The 14,907-nt window shown below is 68.5% G+C and carries 14 protein-coding genes and 1 tRNA gene; 7 read left to right on the top strand and 8 right to left on the bottom strand.

What is annotated here, in order from left to right:
* Window positions 1–52: 52 nt before the first annotated feature.
* On the bottom strand, window positions 53–949 hold the full coding sequence (locus KF780_10200; GenBank protein MBX3562167.1) for a diacylglycerol kinase: 897 nt from the start codon (window positions 947–949) through the stop codon (window positions 53–55).
* 71 nt (window positions 950–1,020) lie between these two features.
* Between KF780_10200 and hemB the strand changes: the two genes are divergently transcribed.
* The 4 genes from hemB to KF780_10180 are packed head-to-tail and all read left to right on the top strand — an operon-like array spanning window position 1,021 to window position 5,353.
* Window positions 1,021–2,019: a porphobilinogen synthase gene (gene hemB / locus KF780_10195; GenBank protein MBX3562166.1), complete on the top strand. Its 999-nt coding sequence runs from the start codon at window positions 1,021–1,023 to the stop codon at window positions 2,017–2,019.
* Window positions 1,982–4,264 carry a fused MFS/spermidine synthase gene (locus KF780_10190; protein ID MBX3562165.1) on the top strand — a complete coding sequence of 761 codons (2,283 nt, stop codon included), beginning with the start codon at window positions 1,982–1,984 and terminating at the stop codon, window positions 4,262–4,264. Before hemB ends, KF780_10190 begins: the two co-directional genes overlap by 38 nt.
* Window position 4,265: 1 nt before the next feature.
* Window positions 4,266–4,814 (top strand): GNAT family N-acetyltransferase, encoded by a 549-nt coding sequence (locus KF780_10185; GenBank protein ID MBX3562164.1) that lies wholly within the window; start codon window positions 4,266–4,268, stop codon window positions 4,812–4,814.
* Window positions 4,811–5,353, top strand: a complete 543-nt coding sequence (locus tag KF780_10180; GenBank protein ID MBX3562163.1) for a gamma carbonic anhydrase family protein — start codon at window positions 4,811–4,813, stop codon at window positions 5,351–5,353. The genes KF780_10185 and KF780_10180 overlap by 4 nt, the downstream gene beginning before the upstream one ends.
* Here KF780_10180 and KF780_10175 read toward each other — a convergent pair.
* Window positions 5,340–5,849, bottom strand: a complete 510-nt coding sequence (locus KF780_10175) for a hypothetical protein (GenBank protein MBX3562162.1) — start codon at window positions 5,847–5,849, stop codon at window positions 5,340–5,342. The genes KF780_10180 and KF780_10175 overlap by 14 nt on opposite strands.
* An 85-nt stretch (window positions 5,850–5,934) precedes the next feature.
* Between KF780_10175 and KF780_10170 the strand changes: the two genes are divergently transcribed.
* Window positions 5,935–6,011: transfer RNA gene (locus tag KF780_10170), tRNA-Arg, on the top strand.
* A gap of 76 nt (window positions 6,012–6,087) precedes the next feature.
* Window positions 6,088–7,641: a caspase family protein gene (locus KF780_10165; GenBank protein ID MBX3562161.1), complete on the top strand. Its 1,554-nt coding sequence runs from the start codon at window positions 6,088–6,090 to the stop codon at window positions 7,639–7,641.
* Here the strand turns inward: KF780_10165 and KF780_10160 are convergent.
* The 6 genes from KF780_10160 to KF780_10135 are packed head-to-tail and all read right to left on the bottom strand — an operon-like array spanning window position 7,638 to window position 12,876.
* The gene (locus KF780_10160; GenBank protein ID MBX3562160.1) at window positions 7,638–7,823 is read right to left on the bottom strand and encodes a DUF3008 family protein; all 186 of its coding nucleotides are present in this window, start codon (window positions 7,821–7,823) and stop codon (window positions 7,638–7,640) included. The two genes, KF780_10165 and KF780_10160, sit on opposite strands and share 4 nt — an antisense overlap.
* Window positions 7,824–7,874: 51 nt before the next feature.
* Window positions 7,875–9,128 carry an N-succinylarginine dihydrolase gene (locus tag KF780_10155; protein MBX3562159.1) on the bottom strand — a complete coding sequence of 418 codons (1,254 nt, stop codon included), beginning with the start codon at window positions 9,126–9,128 and terminating at the stop codon, window positions 7,875–7,877.
* 3 nt (window positions 9,129–9,131) lie between these two features.
* A complete protein-coding gene (locus KF780_10150) occupies window positions 9,132–10,151 on the bottom strand; it encodes an arginine N-succinyltransferase (protein MBX3562158.1) in 1,020 nt (339 codons plus the stop codon).
* Complete coding sequence (locus tag KF780_10145; GenBank protein MBX3562157.1) at window positions 10,148–11,356, bottom strand: hydrolase; 1,209 nt, start codon at window positions 11,354–11,356, stop codon at window positions 10,148–10,150. Before KF780_10145 ends, KF780_10150 begins: the two co-directional genes overlap by 4 nt.
* Window positions 11,357–11,399: 43 nt before the next feature.
* Window positions 11,400–12,386: a DUF481 domain-containing protein gene (locus tag KF780_10140; GenBank protein ID MBX3562156.1), complete on the bottom strand. Its 987-nt coding sequence runs from the start codon at window positions 12,384–12,386 to the stop codon at window positions 11,400–11,402.
* A gap of 19 nt (window positions 12,387–12,405) precedes the next feature.
* Window positions 12,406–12,876 carry an RNA pyrophosphohydrolase gene (locus KF780_10135; protein ID MBX3562155.1) on the bottom strand — a complete coding sequence of 157 codons (471 nt, stop codon included), beginning with the start codon at window positions 12,874–12,876 and terminating at the stop codon, window positions 12,406–12,408.
* A gap of 140 nt (window positions 12,877–13,016) precedes the next feature.
* Here KF780_10135 and KF780_10130 point away from each other — a divergent pair, with 140 nt between their 5' ends.
* On the top strand, window positions 13,017–14,897 hold the full coding sequence (locus tag KF780_10130; protein MBX3562154.1) for a 2-oxoacid:acceptor oxidoreductase subunit alpha: 1,881 nt from the start codon (window positions 13,017–13,019) through the stop codon (window positions 14,895–14,897).
* Window positions 14,898–14,907: the final 10 nt, after the last annotated feature.

Genomic DNA, 14,907 nt, shown 5'->3' with positions numbered 1-14,907 from the left:
TGTGTTCCCGCTTTCGCGGGAGCATATTGAGGGCGCTTCAAAGGCGACAGCTTCAGGCCGGCACCACCACCTCGATCGCGCGCCCGGCGATCTCCACCTTGGCGGGCGTGCGGCCGGTGACTTCGCCGTCGATCGAGATGGGCAGCGGCGGATCGGTGACGATGCGCAGGCTTTTGCCGCGAAAGTCGCGGACCGTTTCCTTGCGCGCGGAGGGCCTGGCGAGGATCGCCAGCCAGTTGCGGACCAGCCGGCTCTTTTCGTGGCCGGTGACGGCCTGAACGACGATTTCGCCGCTGTCGACCTCGGCGCCCTCGACCACCTCGACGCCGCCGTGGAAGCCGCCGTTGGCGATGCGAACCTCGAGCGCGGAGAGCGTCTCGGTCCGGCCGCCCTGTTCGACGGTGAGGCGGAAAGGGCGGAAGCGCAGCATGCACAGCAGTGCCCAGGAGAGATAGCCGATCCGTCCGAGCCACCGCTTCAGACCATGCGGCACCGTCGCGCCGATCAGCGGCGACAGGCCGATCGCCGCGCTGTTGGCGAAATAATCGCCGTCGATCACGCCGAGATCGACCCGGCGGCGGCGCCCGGTGGCGATCGTCTCGACCGCGCCTTCCAGATCGAGCGGGATGCCGAGCGTGCGCGCGAAGCTGTTGGCGGTGCCGAGCGGGAGCAAAGCGAAGACGCAGTCGCGCCCGACCAGCTCGTCCACCGCGCAGGAGAGCGAGCCGTCGCCGCCGCCGACGATCACCATCGGCGCGCCGCCCGCCACCGCCGCCTTGACGGTGGGGATCAGCTCCCCGGGATCGCGCAGCCCATGTGCAGCGGTGAGGCGGATGCCGGCCTCGCGCAGCGCGAATGCGGCCTTGCGGAACAAGGCGCGCCCCTTGCGCGAATGTGCGTTGACGATGAGGACGGCTTCCTTGGGGATGGACGCGGACATGGCCGCCATTAACACGCCAGAACCTTTCCGTATCCATGACCCTTTGCGGATGCGCGCCGCCACGCTAAGCCCTCACCGCAATGACCGCCGCCGCTTACCCCGCCTTGCGCCTGCGCCGCACCCGTGCCGCCGCCTGGAGCCGCGCGCTGGTCGCCGAGACGGTGCTCACGCCGTCGGACCTGATCTGGCCTTTGTTCGTGACCGAAGGGGAGGGCGTTGAGGAGCCGATCGCCGCGCTGCCCGGCGTGTCGCGCTGGTCGCTCGACGGCATCGCGGCGCGGGCGCGCGAGGCGCGCGATCTCGGTATTCCCTGCATCGCGCTCTTTCCGAACACGCCGGCTCGGTTGCGCACCGACGATGCGCGCGAGGCGCTCGACGCCGACAACCTGATCTGCCGCGCGGTCAAGGCCGCCAAGGACGCGGCGCCTGAGGTGGGGGTGCTCACCGATGTCGCGCTCGATCCCTATACCGCGCACGGCCATGACGGGATCACCGACGATGCCGGCTATGTGCTGAACGACGCCACCGTGGAGATCCTCGCCCGCCAGGCTTTGATCCAGGCCGAGGCGGGGGCGGACATCGTCGCGCCGTCGGACATGATGGACGGGCGCGTCGGCTCGATCCGCTCGGCGCTCGAGCAGGCGGGCCATGCGAACGTCCAGATCCTGGCCTATGCCGCCAAATATGCGAGCGCCTTCTACGGCCCGTTCCGCGACGCGGTCGGCTCGCGCGGGCTGCTGAAGGGCGACAAGAAGACCTACCAGATGGACCCGGCCAATGCCGAGGAGGCGCTGCGCGAGGTCGCCGCCGATCTCGTCGAGGGTGCGGATCATGTCATGGTGAAGCCGGGCCTGCCCTATCTCGATATCGTTCGCCGCGTGAAGGAACGCTTCGAAGTCCCTGTTTTCGTTTATCAGGTGTCCGGCGAATATGCGATGATCGAGGCCGCGGCGGCGGCAGGGGCTGGGGACCGCGACGCGCTGCTGCTCGAAACGCTGACCGCGTTCAAGCGCGCCGGCGCTTCGGGCGTGCTGACCTATCATGCGCCGGTCGCGGCGCGGCTGCTATCATCTCAGTAACGAAGGGACGGGAATCTTGGCCAGCGAACTGACCGGTGCCCGGCTCGACGAGCGCTACGCGCGCCCTCTCTTCCTCACCACCATCGTGCTGGGCTCGTTCCTGCTGTTCCTGACCCAGCCGATGATCGCGCGCATGGCGCTGCCCCGGCTCGGCGGCGCGCCGTCGGTCTGGAACAGTGCGATGCTGGTCTATCAGTTCCTGCTGCTCGCCGGCTATGCCTATGCCCACCGGATCGCGCATCTGCGGCCCCGGCGCCAGGCCGGCATCCACCTGCTGCTGTTCGGCGTCGCCGCCTTGTGGCTCCCGATCGGCCTCACCTCCGCGCTCCCTCCCGCGACCGGCGAGCCGGCCTTCTGGGTGCCCTGGTTCCTGCTGTCGTCGATCGGACCGGTCTTCTTCATCGTTTCCGCGCAGGCACCATTGATGCAGCGCTGGTATGCGCTCGAAACCAGCCGGGGCGATCCCTATCCGCTCTACGCCGCTTCCAATCTCGGCAGCTTCGCTGGCCTCATTTCCTATCCGCTGATCGTCGAGCCGCTGATGACGCTGCAGCAGCAGAGCTGGCTGTGGACGGGCATCTATGCGGTGCTGGTCGTGCTCGTGGCCGGCTGTGCCTTCACGGTGCCGGCCGACGCGGTGGAGGCGGTGCCGGAAGAAACCACGCCGCCCCCCAGCACGCGGCGCATGGCGCACTGGGCGCTGCTCGCGGCCGTGCCGTCCGGGCTGATGCTGTCGACGACGACGCACCTCACCACCGATATCGTGGCGATGCCGCTGCTGTGGGTGCTGCCGCTCGGCCTCTATCTGCTGAGCTGGGTGATCGCCTTCGCGGCGCGGCGGCGCCCGGCGGAGCTCATCACCGTCGCCGCGCCGCTCGTCATCCTGATCGCCGGCGGTCTCGCCTTCAGCGACGGGACGCGCAATCCGTTCGTTTCGGCCAGCCTGGGGCTCGTCCTGCTGTTCGTGGTCGCCGTGGCGCTGCACAGCGAGATGTTCCGGCTGCGTCCGGCGGTGGACCATCTGACCCGATTCTACCTGCTCCTGTCCTTCGGCGGGATGCTGGGCGGGCTGTTCTGCGCCATCGTCGCGCCCCTGTTGTTCGACTGGGCCTACGAGCATCCGCTGCTGATCCTCGCCGCCGCTTTGCTCGTCCCCCAATATGCGCTGGTGCCCTGGCCGGAGCGGCTCATCCGCGTCCTGGCCGTCGCGCTGCCCGCCGGCGCGCTCGCGCTCTCCTTCCTGGGCGAGCAGGGCTATCTCGGCAGGACGCCGATGACGGCGATGACGAGCAGCATCACCGTCTCGTTGTTCGCGCTCGCCTGCCTCGGCCGGCGCTGGCCGTTCACGGTGGCGCTCGCCGCGCTGATGCTGAGCTATGGCGGCTGGTCGACGCTCGCACGTTCGACCGGCGACGAACGCACCCGGTCCTATTTCGGGATCTACGAGGTCTATGACCGGGCCGACGGATCGGCGCGGGTGCTGACTCACGGCACGACGCTCCACGGTATCCAGAATCTGACGCCGGGACTGGAGACGGTGCCGACCAGCTATTATGCTCGCCGCTCCGGCATCGGCCTCGCGCTCGCCAATGCCGACGCGCTGTACGGTCCTGGCGCGCGGATCGGCGTGATCGGGCTGGGGACGGGAACGCTTGCCTGCTACCGCCAGGCTGGCCAGCCCTGGACCTTCTTCGAGATCGATCCGGCGATGGTCGATGTGGCGCGCGACCGCTTCACCTTCCTGAGAGAATGTGCGCCCGACGCCCGGATGGTGCTGGGCGACGCGCGGATCAGCGTCGATCACGAACCGGCCGATTCGATCGACCTGCTGGCGGTGGACGCCTTCTCCTCCGACGCGGTGCCAATGCACCTGCTCACCCGCGAAGCGCTGGCGGTATATGGGCGCGCCGTGCAGCATAGCGGCATCGTCCTGTTCCACGTCTCCAACCGCTATCTCGATCTGCGGCCCGTCATCGCCGACATCGCGCAGCGCGGCGGCTGGACGGCGGCGATGATGCAATATGTGCCGGAGCGCGACGAAGAGAGCGAGCTCAACGCGACGATCTCGGTCTGGATCGCCCTGTCGCGCGATCCCGGCACGATCGAGCGGCTGGTGGCCCTGTCCGGCGAAGACAGCGCGCTGTGGGAAACGCTGGAGCCCAGGCCGGGCTTCTCGGGCTGGAGCGACGATCACGCCTCGATCCTGCCGATCATCAACTATCCCAGCCTGTGGCCCGGAAGCTGATATGACCGCGATCGAAACGCAGCGCTTGTGCCTGCGCGACTGGACGGAGGCGGATATCGCGCCGTTCGTGCGCCATACCAACACGCCCGAGGTGATGCGCTGGCTGGGCGGCGTGCTGGCGCCGGAGGAAGCGGAAGCGCCGGTGCGCGAGCGGATCATGCGTTGGCAGGAGGAGCTTGGCTTCACCTTCTGGGCGATGGAGCGCAAGACAGACGCGGAATTGCTCGGCTTTTGCGGGCTCAAGATCGCCGAAGGAGACACTTCGCCGGTCGCCGGCGATCATGAGATCGGCTGGCGGCTGCGCGCAGACGCCTGGGGGCAGGGCTATGCGAAAGAAGCGGCGATCGCTTCGCTCGATTTCGCCTTCGGCCCGCTCGCCGCGCCCCATGTGGTGGCGCTCACCTGCATCGGGAACGAGGCGAGCTGGGGCTTGATGGAAAAGCTCGGCATGACTCGCCGGGCGGACCTGGATTATGTCGACCCCCGTTTCACTGGCGAGCTCAGCCCGACCATCGTCTACCGCATCGAGCGGAGCGAGTGGCGGCCATGACCCTGCTCAGCTTCGCCGGCAAGACGCCGCTAATCGACCCCGCCGCGTTCGTCGCGCCCGGCGCGCGGCTGATCGGCGACATCGAGATCGGGCCGGAGGCGAGCATCTGGTACAATTGCGTGCTGCGCGGCGACGTGAACCGCATCCGGATCGGCGCGCGCAGCAATGTACAGGACGGCACCGTCATTCATGTCGATTCGCCCGAGCCGGGCCATGACGAGGGCTTCCCGACGATCATCGGCGAGGATGTGTTGATCGGCCACATGGCGATGATCCATGGCTGCACGCTGGAGGACCGCGCCTTCGTCGGTCTGGGGTCCATCGTCATGGACGGCTGCGTCATCGCGGGCGACGCGATGCTGGCCGCCGGCGCGATGCTGACGCCGGGCAAGCGCATCCCGTCGGGCCAGCTCTGGGCCGGGCGCCCGGCGAAATATGTCCGCGACCTCGGCGAGGCCGAAATCGCCGGAATGCGCGCCGGGGTCGCCCATTATGTCGAGATGGCCAAGCGACACGCGGCCGCGCTCAGCGGGGCGTAAGGCGCTCCCGCAGCGGCGCGATCCGCGCCTGCTGTGCCTGATCTATGTCTTCGACCTCGGCGATAGCGCTCTGGATCAGCGCGAAATCCGCTCGGCTGGTGGGAAGATCGGCGCGCTCGGTCGCCAGCCCATGAAGCTGGGTCAAAGCGTCGGCGGTCGTGGCGCGTGCGGCTTCGAGACGGGAGAGAGCCTGTTGCGCCTCGACCCATGCGTCGGAGCCTTCCACGCCGCTCCGCCCGATCGCCGCATGTCCTTCGTCATAGACGTCATCGAAAGCGCGGCGCCCATCCTGCGCGCCTGCACGGAGCGTTTCGACCTGGCGGCGCAGCGCCGGATCGTCGGCGGTCACGGGTGCCGGGCGATCCGGCTCGGCCAGCGTGAAATCGCCCTCGCCGGGGCGCGGCGCGAGCGAGGGAAAAGGGCCTTGCGACACGCAGCCGCCGAGCAGCAAAGCGAACGCCATGGCCGCCAAGGCCGGAGTGGATCTGAACCTCATCGGGCCTTCTCTATTCGGGGGCGGCGAAGCGGGCAACCAAGGGCTTGCGCCCCTGCGATCTTGCCCCTATGTCGCCCCTTCCCGCGCGCCCGTAGCTCAGCTGGATAGAGCACCAGACTACGAATCTGGGGGCCGGAGGTTCGAATCCTTCCGGGCGCGCCATTTCTTTTTCCACTGAATTCAGCCTTCCTTCATGGCGGCCCGGCATCTATCGCGATGCGGGTTGGGGGGTGTGCGTATGACGCGTTGGGGTTTCATCGTCGCGGCGGCTTTGTCGCTTGGCCTGTCGCCGGCGTATGCGCAGGACAGCGCGGGGCCTGCGCCGGTGGCGATCGCCTCCGGGCAAAGCGTGGACGGCACGCTCGCCCAGGGCGATGTCCGCCGCCGCTCCGGCAAGTTCGAGGATGTCTATGTCCTGCAGGGACGGCGTGGGCAGCGCGTCGATCTGCGACTTTCTTCCTCCGATTTCGATGCCTTCCTGCTGGTCACCGGCCCGGACGGCTTCAACCTCATCAACGATGACGCGGACGGCGGCGAAGGACTGGACAGCCGGCTCGTCGTCGAGCTGCCGTCCGACGGCACCTACCGCATCTCCGTCACCTCCTTCCGGCCGGGCGAGACGGGCGTCTATCGCCTGTCGGCCGCCACGCCGCCGGCGGACGCGGCGATCGATCGGCCGCCGCCGGCCGCCGCGATCCAGCTCGGCGCCAGCGTGAACGGCCGCCTCGAGGCGCGCGACGGACGGCGCGAAGCCGATCATTATGCCGATCAGTACCGCTTCACCGCACGGCGCGGCGAGCGGGTACGGATCGAGATGCGATCGGCCAAGCTCGACACCTATCTGGCGCTCCGCCACCCCGACGGCACGGAGGATTTCAACGACGACGGCCGAATCGAAGGCGCGCGATCGACCGACAGCCGGATCGACGTCGTGCTGCCGGAGGACGGCGAATATGTGATCGTGGCGACGAGCTTCTTGCCGCGTGCGGCGGGCGAATATCGTCTGACCCTGGAGCGGAGTCCCGGCTTGGCGCGCCAGGCGAACGTGCCGGGCGGGCCGCGGGTGATCGCCCTGGCGGTCGGCGTGGCCGATTATGGCGGCCGCACCTCCAACCTGCCGAACACGGACGACGATGCATCCGAGCTCTATGCGGACCTGCGCGAAGCCGGCCTGCTCCATCCGGCCAGCGTCGCGCTCACCAACGCGCAGGCGACACGCAAAAGCGTGTCGGACGCCTTCCGCCGCATCGCCGCTGCGGCCGGACCGGAGGACCTGTTCCTGTTCCTCTTTTCCGGCCATGGCGATCAGATCGACGTGGACGTCAGTGCGGCTGAACTGGACGGGCGCGCGGAAACGATCGAACTTTATGACAGGGCGATGCGCGACAGCGAGCTGGCGCCGCTCTTCGCCAGCGTGCAGGCGCGCATGTCGCTGCTGGTGATCGACGCCTGCTATGCGGGCGGCTTCCGCAGCCTGGTCGACCGGCCGAACGTGGTCGGCATGTTCAGCTCGGAGGAGGATCTCACCAGCCTCGTCGCCAGCCGTTTCCAGGCGGGCGGGTTCCTGTCCTATTTCCTGCGCGCCGGCATAACCGGCGAGGCGGACGACGACGGCGACGGGATCGTCACGGCGGGCGAGCTGTCCACCTATGTCCGCCGCCGTTTCCGCGTGGAGGGCGACATTCCGGCGACCACGCGGGAGGACGAGCGCAATTACCAGAACCTGCTGATCGAGCGCGGCGGCGTCCATATCGACGACGTGATCGTCCGGCTGAACCGCCCGGCGAACTAGTTCCCGACGCGCTCGGGCTTGCCCTTGCGCTTCGTGGAGGCGAGCTCCTCAAGCTCCTTCTCGCTCATCGATTCGACCATCGACTTGGAAGCGCCCTTGAGCTTGCTCCTGGGCGTGTCGCCGCGCTTGGCGGACAGAGCGGCGCCGGCGGCCTTTTGCTGGGCGGCGGACTTGGCGGGCATGGGCTTTCTCCTTCGAAGGAGAAAACGAGCGGCGCGCGACGGCCGTTCCGCTCAGGCCAGCTCGGAAAGACCCAGCAGATCGAGCAGCGCGCCGCGTACCTCGGCCGCGCGTGCCCACAAGGCGGGATCGACGAGACCGTCGGGCGCGACCGCCTCGGGCCATGTCTCGGCGATCACCGCCGCGATCGCGTCCAGCTTCGTCTCATCGACCAGGAAGCGGGAATCGACCGTGGCGGGATCGGCGACGACGCGCAGGCGCAGGCAGGCCGGGCCCCCGCCATTGGCCATGGACTGGCGCACATCGACCAGTGCGAGCCGGCGGATCGGCCCGTTGCCGGCGGCCATCTGTTCCAGCCAGGCCCAGACGCGCGGCGTTTCACGTGCCTCCTCGGGCAGCACCAAAGCCATGCCGCCTTCGGGCAGGCTGACGAGCTGGGCGTTGAAGAGATAGGATTTCACAGCGTCTTCGAGGCTGACCAGGCTGGCCGGCGCCTCGACGATCTCGACCTCAGGCAGCAGGCGCCGCAAGTCGGCGTAGAAGCTGTCCTTGTTCGCGAAGGCCTGCTCATGGGCGAACAGGACATGTTCGTTGGCGACGGCCACGACATCGTTGTGGAAGGCGCCGGCGGCGATCGCCTCCTCGGACTGGGCGACGAACAGGCTGCGCCGCGGATCGACCCGGTTCAGCCGCGCCAGCGCCCGGCTCGCCTCGACATGCTGGCGCGCCGGAAAGGCGCCGCCGCGCACGCCATAGACGAAGACCTCCACGCCCGGCGCGCCGTGATGCGCGGCGAGGCGCATATGATTGGCCGCGCCCTCGTCGCCGAAGGTGGCGGGGACGGGCGGATGGACGGCGAAATGCGCCGCGTCGGCAAAGGCGAGGCGGAGCTGCGCCAGCGTCTCCGGCCATTCGTGGCTGCGATGCGCCATCGTATTGAGGTTCGCGACCGTCAGGTGACAACGCCCGTCCGCCGTATCGGGGGCCGGGGAGACGGTCGCCGCATTGGCCGCCCACATGGACGAGGCGGAGAGGGCGGCGGCGAGCAGCGTGTCCGACGCCTGCTCCGCGCTGGTACCCAGCGAGGCCAGCCAATCATGATCCGGCCGGCGGTGCGGCAGCAGCAGACCCTGGACGAGCCCGAGCCGCAGATTGTGCCGCATTTTCGCGATCCCCTGCAGCGCGGCGGCGCGGGGATAGGCGGTTTCGCCCTTGTTGGCGGTGGCGGCGAGATTTCCGAAGCTCAGCCCCGCATAATTGTGGGTCGGCCCGACGATCCCATCGAAATTGATCTCGACCAGCGCCATGGCCTAGCGCCCAACGGCGAGGAAGGCGTCGTCCACTTCCAGCCCAAGCAGAGCGGCACTGGCCGCGTCCAGCGTCGCCGAACCATCGTCCCGGATCGCGACCTTGCCATAGCCGGCGGCGAAATCGCGCCGGTCGCCGGCGGCGAGCATCATCCGGATCGCGTCCGGCGCTTCGCCGATCTCGCTCAAGGTCAGTTGGCGCGCCTCGCGGATCGTGCGGATATTGTCGGTCGCGGCGGCCATGGTCGGGCCGCCGTCGAAAATGTCGACATAGCCGTCGCCGGTGAAGCCTTCCTGCTCCAGCATCCGCATCGCGGCGCGGCCGGAGGGGTGGGGGACGCCCATGATCGCGCGCGCGCTTTCCGGCAGCATCGCGGTGTAGATCGGCGTCTTGGGCATGAGATCGGCGATGAAGCGGGTGCCGTGCGCGCCGTTGAAGCTGTCGGCCTCCTGGAAGGTCATGCCGAAGAAGCGCCCGGCGATCGCGTCCCAGAAGGGCGAGCCGCCGGCCTCGTCGATCACGCCCCGCAATTCGGCCAGCACCTTGTCGGCGAAGCGGGCACGGTGGAGCCTGATGAACAGGTAGCGGCTGCGCGCCAGCAGCACGCCGAGCCCGCCGGCCCGCTCGTTCGGATGGAGGAACAGGCCGCCCACTTCGGAGCTCCCCTCGAAATCGGTGCAGAGCGTCAGCATCTCGGCGCGGAAGGTCCGGCCCAGTTCCGGCGAGGTCTGGGTGAGCGTGCTGACCCGGTAGCTGTAGAAGGGCTCGCGGATGCCGACCCGGCTGAACACCTGGCAGGTGCCGCGAATCTGGCCGGTTTCGGCATTTTCGAGCACGAAGACGAACAGGTCGCCTTCCGCGCTGTCCTCGGTCCGCGCCAGCGCGTTGTCGGAACGGGCGAGCTTGGCGACCAGAGTGCCCTTGTCGGCGGGCAGATTGGTGAAGCCGCCGCCGGTCAGCTTCGCCATTTCGTAGATCGCCTGGAAATCCCCGGCTTTCGCCGGACGCACCCTGAAGCTCACAAACCCTCCCCTTTGGCCAGCCGCAAGATGGTGAGCGCGGACAATTGCGCGCGCTCGGCCAGGCTGGCCGCGATCAGAAATTCCTGGTCCGAATGGATCGCGCCGCCGCGCACCCCCATCGTATCCACCACCGGCACGCCGCAGGCGGCGATGTTGTTGCCGTCGCACACTCCGCCCGTGTCACGCCAGTCTATGTCCTGGCCGAGATCGGCGCCGCAGCGCTTTACGAGCCCGAACAGGGCAAGCGCCCTGTCGTCGAGCGGCTTGGGCGCGCGGGCGAAGCCGCCATGGACGTGGACGGAAACGTCATGCGCAGCCGCGACCGCCGCGATGCTGTCGTCGAGCAAAGCCTGCGCCGCGGCCTGTAATTCCGGCGAGCGGGGGCGCAGGTTGACGCGCAGTACGGCATGGTCCGGCACGACATTGTTCTGCCCGCCGCCGTCGATCTTCGCCGGATTGACGCTGAGCCCGTCGCGCTTGCCGGCGGCCAGCCGGAGCGCGAGATCGGCGGCGGCCAGCAGCGCGTTGCGGCCTTCCTCCGGATTGCGCCCGGCATGGGCGGCACGGCCGGTGATCCGGATCGAGAAATTGCCGCTGCCCGGCCGCGCGCCGGCAAGGGTGCCGTCGGGGAGGGCGGAGGGCTCGTAGGTCAAGGCCGCCGCCTTGCCGCGCGCCGCCGCCGCGATCAACGCCCCCGAGCCGGGCGAGCCGACCTCCTCGTCGCTGTTGAGGACGACTTCATAGCCGAGCCCGGGTGCGCCGACTGCCTCGATCGCCTGCAGGGCCGCGAGCATCACCGCGATGCCGCCCTTCATGTCCGCGACGCCCGGTCCGCCGAGCACGCCTTCCTCGCGCCAGAAGACGGTCTGGAAGGGATGATCGACGCCGAACACCGTGTCCATATGGCCGGTGAAGAGGAGCTGGACGGGGGCCTCGGGCCGCACCCTCAGATGCAGGTTGCGGCCATGCGGCACCGACCGCAGCGCCCCGTCAGGCAGCATCGCCTCGACCGGCGCCGGATCGAACAGCGCCAGCTCGCCCGGCAGCACGGAAAAGGAGTCGGCGAGCAGGCCGGCCATGGTCGCCAGGCCGTCCAGATTGCGCGAGCCGCTGTTGATCGCGGACCAGGCCATGACCTGATCCAGCATCGGCGCATCGGCGGCGCGCGTGATTGCGGCCCGTTCCTGTGCGTCCAGCGATTGCATCGAAGCTGTCTAGCCGGACGCGGCGTCCGCCGGAACCCCCGGCCTAGAAACCGTAAACGAGCGTGACGCGGCTCTGCGTGTCGGTCGAGACGCGGCCGGGCACCGGCTCGCTCTCATATTGGAGATTGTAGGAAAGCCGGGCCGACAACGCGCCGATGATCTGCGTTTCGAGACCGGTCGCGGAGGTGAAGGTGTTGCTGCCGGAATCGATGAAGGCCGATGCGGTCTGCGTCAGCGTCACGCCGGGACGCAGGCGCAGCCGCGCATCGAGGGCGGCACGGCCGGAGATCGTGTCCTCGTTGAAACCGTCGGTGAATTCGGTGTGACGGAAGGCGGGGCCGCCCTGGAGGTCGACGTTGAAGCGCGGCGTCTTCACCAGCGCATAGCCGAGACCGACCGAGGCCGAATAACGGCCGTCGAAGCCGAGCGGCGGATCGCGCTCCGCCTGGAGCAGCGCATAGGTCGAAAGCCGCTCGTTCACCTTGTAGTGCGGCTCGTATGTCAGCAGCAGCCGCTCCTGGGTGCGGAAGCCGTTGATCTCCTGGATCTGGGCGCTGGCGCGGACCTGATGGCGCCAGCGCAGCCCCTCGCGCGTCGCATTGAGCGAGGCGAAGATGCCGAGATTGTCGACATTGCCCGAGGTGCGCGAGGCGCCGATTTCGCCGCGGCCAGACCAGTTTTCGAGCACGCCGCGCCGGGCGAGCCGGGTCTGCCGCGCCGCCTGCCGCTCCTCGTTGCGCGCCGCGAGCCGGGCGTTGAGCTCCCCGGCGAATTCGGGATGCGCGCGTCGGGCGAACTTCACCACCGCCGCGATCTCCGCGTCATTGCCGGTGGCGAAGGCGTCGTCGACCATCTGCTGCACGGTCGGCGGCAATTGCGGCTCCTGCTCCTCTTCCGCCGCCGGCGCCTCTTCGGCTGCTGCTGCCGCCGGCTCGATCTGCACCGCGACTGGCGGATCGACGTCGCCGCGCGCGAGGGCAGGGGCGGCGTAGACGATCAGCAGGGTGGCCAGGAGGGTGCGAACGATCATCTCAAAAAACCTCGGAATTTCACAACCAGTCGGAGAAGGCATCCAGAACATCTTCATAAAGCTTCTTCTTGAACGGCACGATCAAGGCCGGAAGCTCCACCGGCGCCACCCAGCGCCAAGCGCGGAATTCGGGATGTTCGGTGGCGAGGTTCACATCCGCGTCGGTGCCGTTGAAGCGCATCAGGAACCAGCTTTGCCGCTGGCCGCGCCATTTGCCCTTCCACAGCTTGCCGACCAGCTCGTCCGGCAGATCGTAGGTCAGCTCGCCTTTCGCCTGGGCGATGAGTTCGACCAGATCGCGCCGGATGCCGGTCTCCTCCTCCAGCTCGCGCAGCGCGCCCGCCAGCGGGGCCTCGCCCTCGTCGAGCCCGCCCTGCGGCATTTGCCAGGCCTCAAGCGTCGAATCGAGCCGCTGGCCGACCCAGACCTGTCGGGCCGGATTGATCAGCATCACGCCCGCCGCGGGGCGATAGGCGAGGGGATCCGCCATCCTGTCTCCCTGGGATTGCGATTCGGATTTCCTATCTATGGTCTGCGGCCTGCCTGTGCCACCCAAGGCGTCCACGGACGGTTGTCGCGCCGCTCGCGCGGGTCTAGGGTCCGCGCGCGTGAGAGGATAAGGATTTCATCTTGGCCACGGCCACCCATTACCAGACATCGCAAGACGCCCGATCCGACGCGCCGCTCGAGGCGGTGGTCGTTCGTTTCGCCGGCGATTCCGGCGACGGCATGCAGCTGACCGGCGGTCAGTTCACCCTCTCCACCGCGCTCGCGGGCAACGATCTCGCGACCTTCCCGGATTTCCCGGCGGAGATTCGCGCGCCGCAGGGAACGACCTTCGGCGTCTCGGCCTTCCAGATCAATTTCGGCTCGGCGGCGATCGAGACGGCGGGCGACGCGCCCGACGTGCTGATCGCGATGAATCCGGCGGCGTTGAAGACCAATGTCGCGGATTTGAAGGCCGGCGGCCTGATCATCGCCGACGAAGGCGAGTTCGGCGCGCGCAACCTCGCCAAGGCGGGCTACGAGGCCAATCCGCTGGAGGACGATCAGCTCGCCAAATGGCAGGTGATGAAGCTCAACATTTCGCAGCTCACCCTCGACGCCGTGAAGCCCTTCGGCCTCGGCAACAAGGAGGCGCTGCGCTGCAAGAATATGTGGACGCTGGGGCTGGCGCTGTGGATGTTCGATCGCGATCGCGAGCCCATCGTCGCCTGGCTGAACGCTAAGTTCGCCAAGGCGCCGCAGCTCGCCGAGGCGAACATCGCCGCATTGAACGCCGGCCACGCCTATGGCGAGACGGCCGAGCTGGGCGGGCAGGTGACGCAGCACCATGTCGGCGCCGCGCCGGTCGAGCCGGGCCTGTACCGCACCGTGACCGGCGCCGAGGCGATCTCGCTGGGGCTGGTGGCGGGCGCGAAGCTGGCCGGGCTGCCGATGTTCTTCGGCGGCTATCCGATCACGCCGGCCAGCGCGATCCTGCATCACCTGTCGCGCCTCAAGGAATATGGCGTCACCACCTTCCAGGCGGAGGACGAGATCGCCGCGATCGCCGCGTCGATCGGCGCGAGCTTCGCTGGATCGCTGGGCGTCACCTCCTCGTCCGGCCCCGGCATCGCGCTCAAGACCGAGGCGATGGGGCTGGCGATCATGACCGAGCTGCCGCTCGTCATCGTCAATTCGCAGCGCGGCGGGCCCTCGACCGGCCTGCCGACCAAGACCGAGCAATCGGACCTCTACCAGGCCGTCTATGGCCGCAACGGCGACGCGCCGATGCCGGTCATCGCCGCGCGCTCTCCCGCCGATGCGTTCGATTGCGCGATCGAGGCCTGCCGGATCGCCGTCCAGTACATGACGCCGGTGATGCTGCTCACCGACGGCTATATCGCCAATGCCGCCGAGCCCTGGAAGGTGCCGGACATGGACGGTTATGCGCCGTTCGAGGTGGCGTTCCACACGGACGCGCCGGGCGAGGGCGAGGCGGTCAATCCCTATGCGCGCGACGACAAGCTGAAGCGCGTCTGGATCAGGCCGGGGACGCCGGCGCTGATGCACCGGATCGGTGGCATCGAGAAGAATGTCGGCACCGGCCATATCGATTATGCGCCGGACAACCATCAGGCGATGACCGATATCCGCGCGAGCAAGGTGCTGGGCGTCGCCGGGAGCTGCCCGGATCAGGATGTGTGCCTGGGCGAGCCGGGCGGCAAGCTCGCCGTGGTCGGCTGGGGCTCCACCTTCGGCCCGATCCACCAGGCCGTCCGCCGCGCCCGCAAGGCGGGCCGGGACGTGAGCCACATCCACATCCGCCACATCTGGCCGCTGCCGGAGAATCTGGGTGAGCTTCTAAGGTCTTACGAGCGGGTCATCGTGCCGGAAATGAACACCGGCCAGCTCAAGACCCTGCTGCGCGACCAGTATCTGGTCGATGCCCGCCCGGTCAACAAGACCTCCGGCCAGCCCTTCAAGATCGCCGAGATCGAAGCGGCGATCGAGGCGACGCTGGGATGAACGGCCCACC

The organism is Sphingomonas sp. (genome assembly GCA_019635535.1).
Classification (GTDB): domain Bacteria; phylum Pseudomonadota; class Alphaproteobacteria; order Sphingomonadales; family Sphingomonadaceae; genus Allosphingosinicella.
This window is presented reverse-complemented; position numbering and strand designations above follow the sequence as displayed.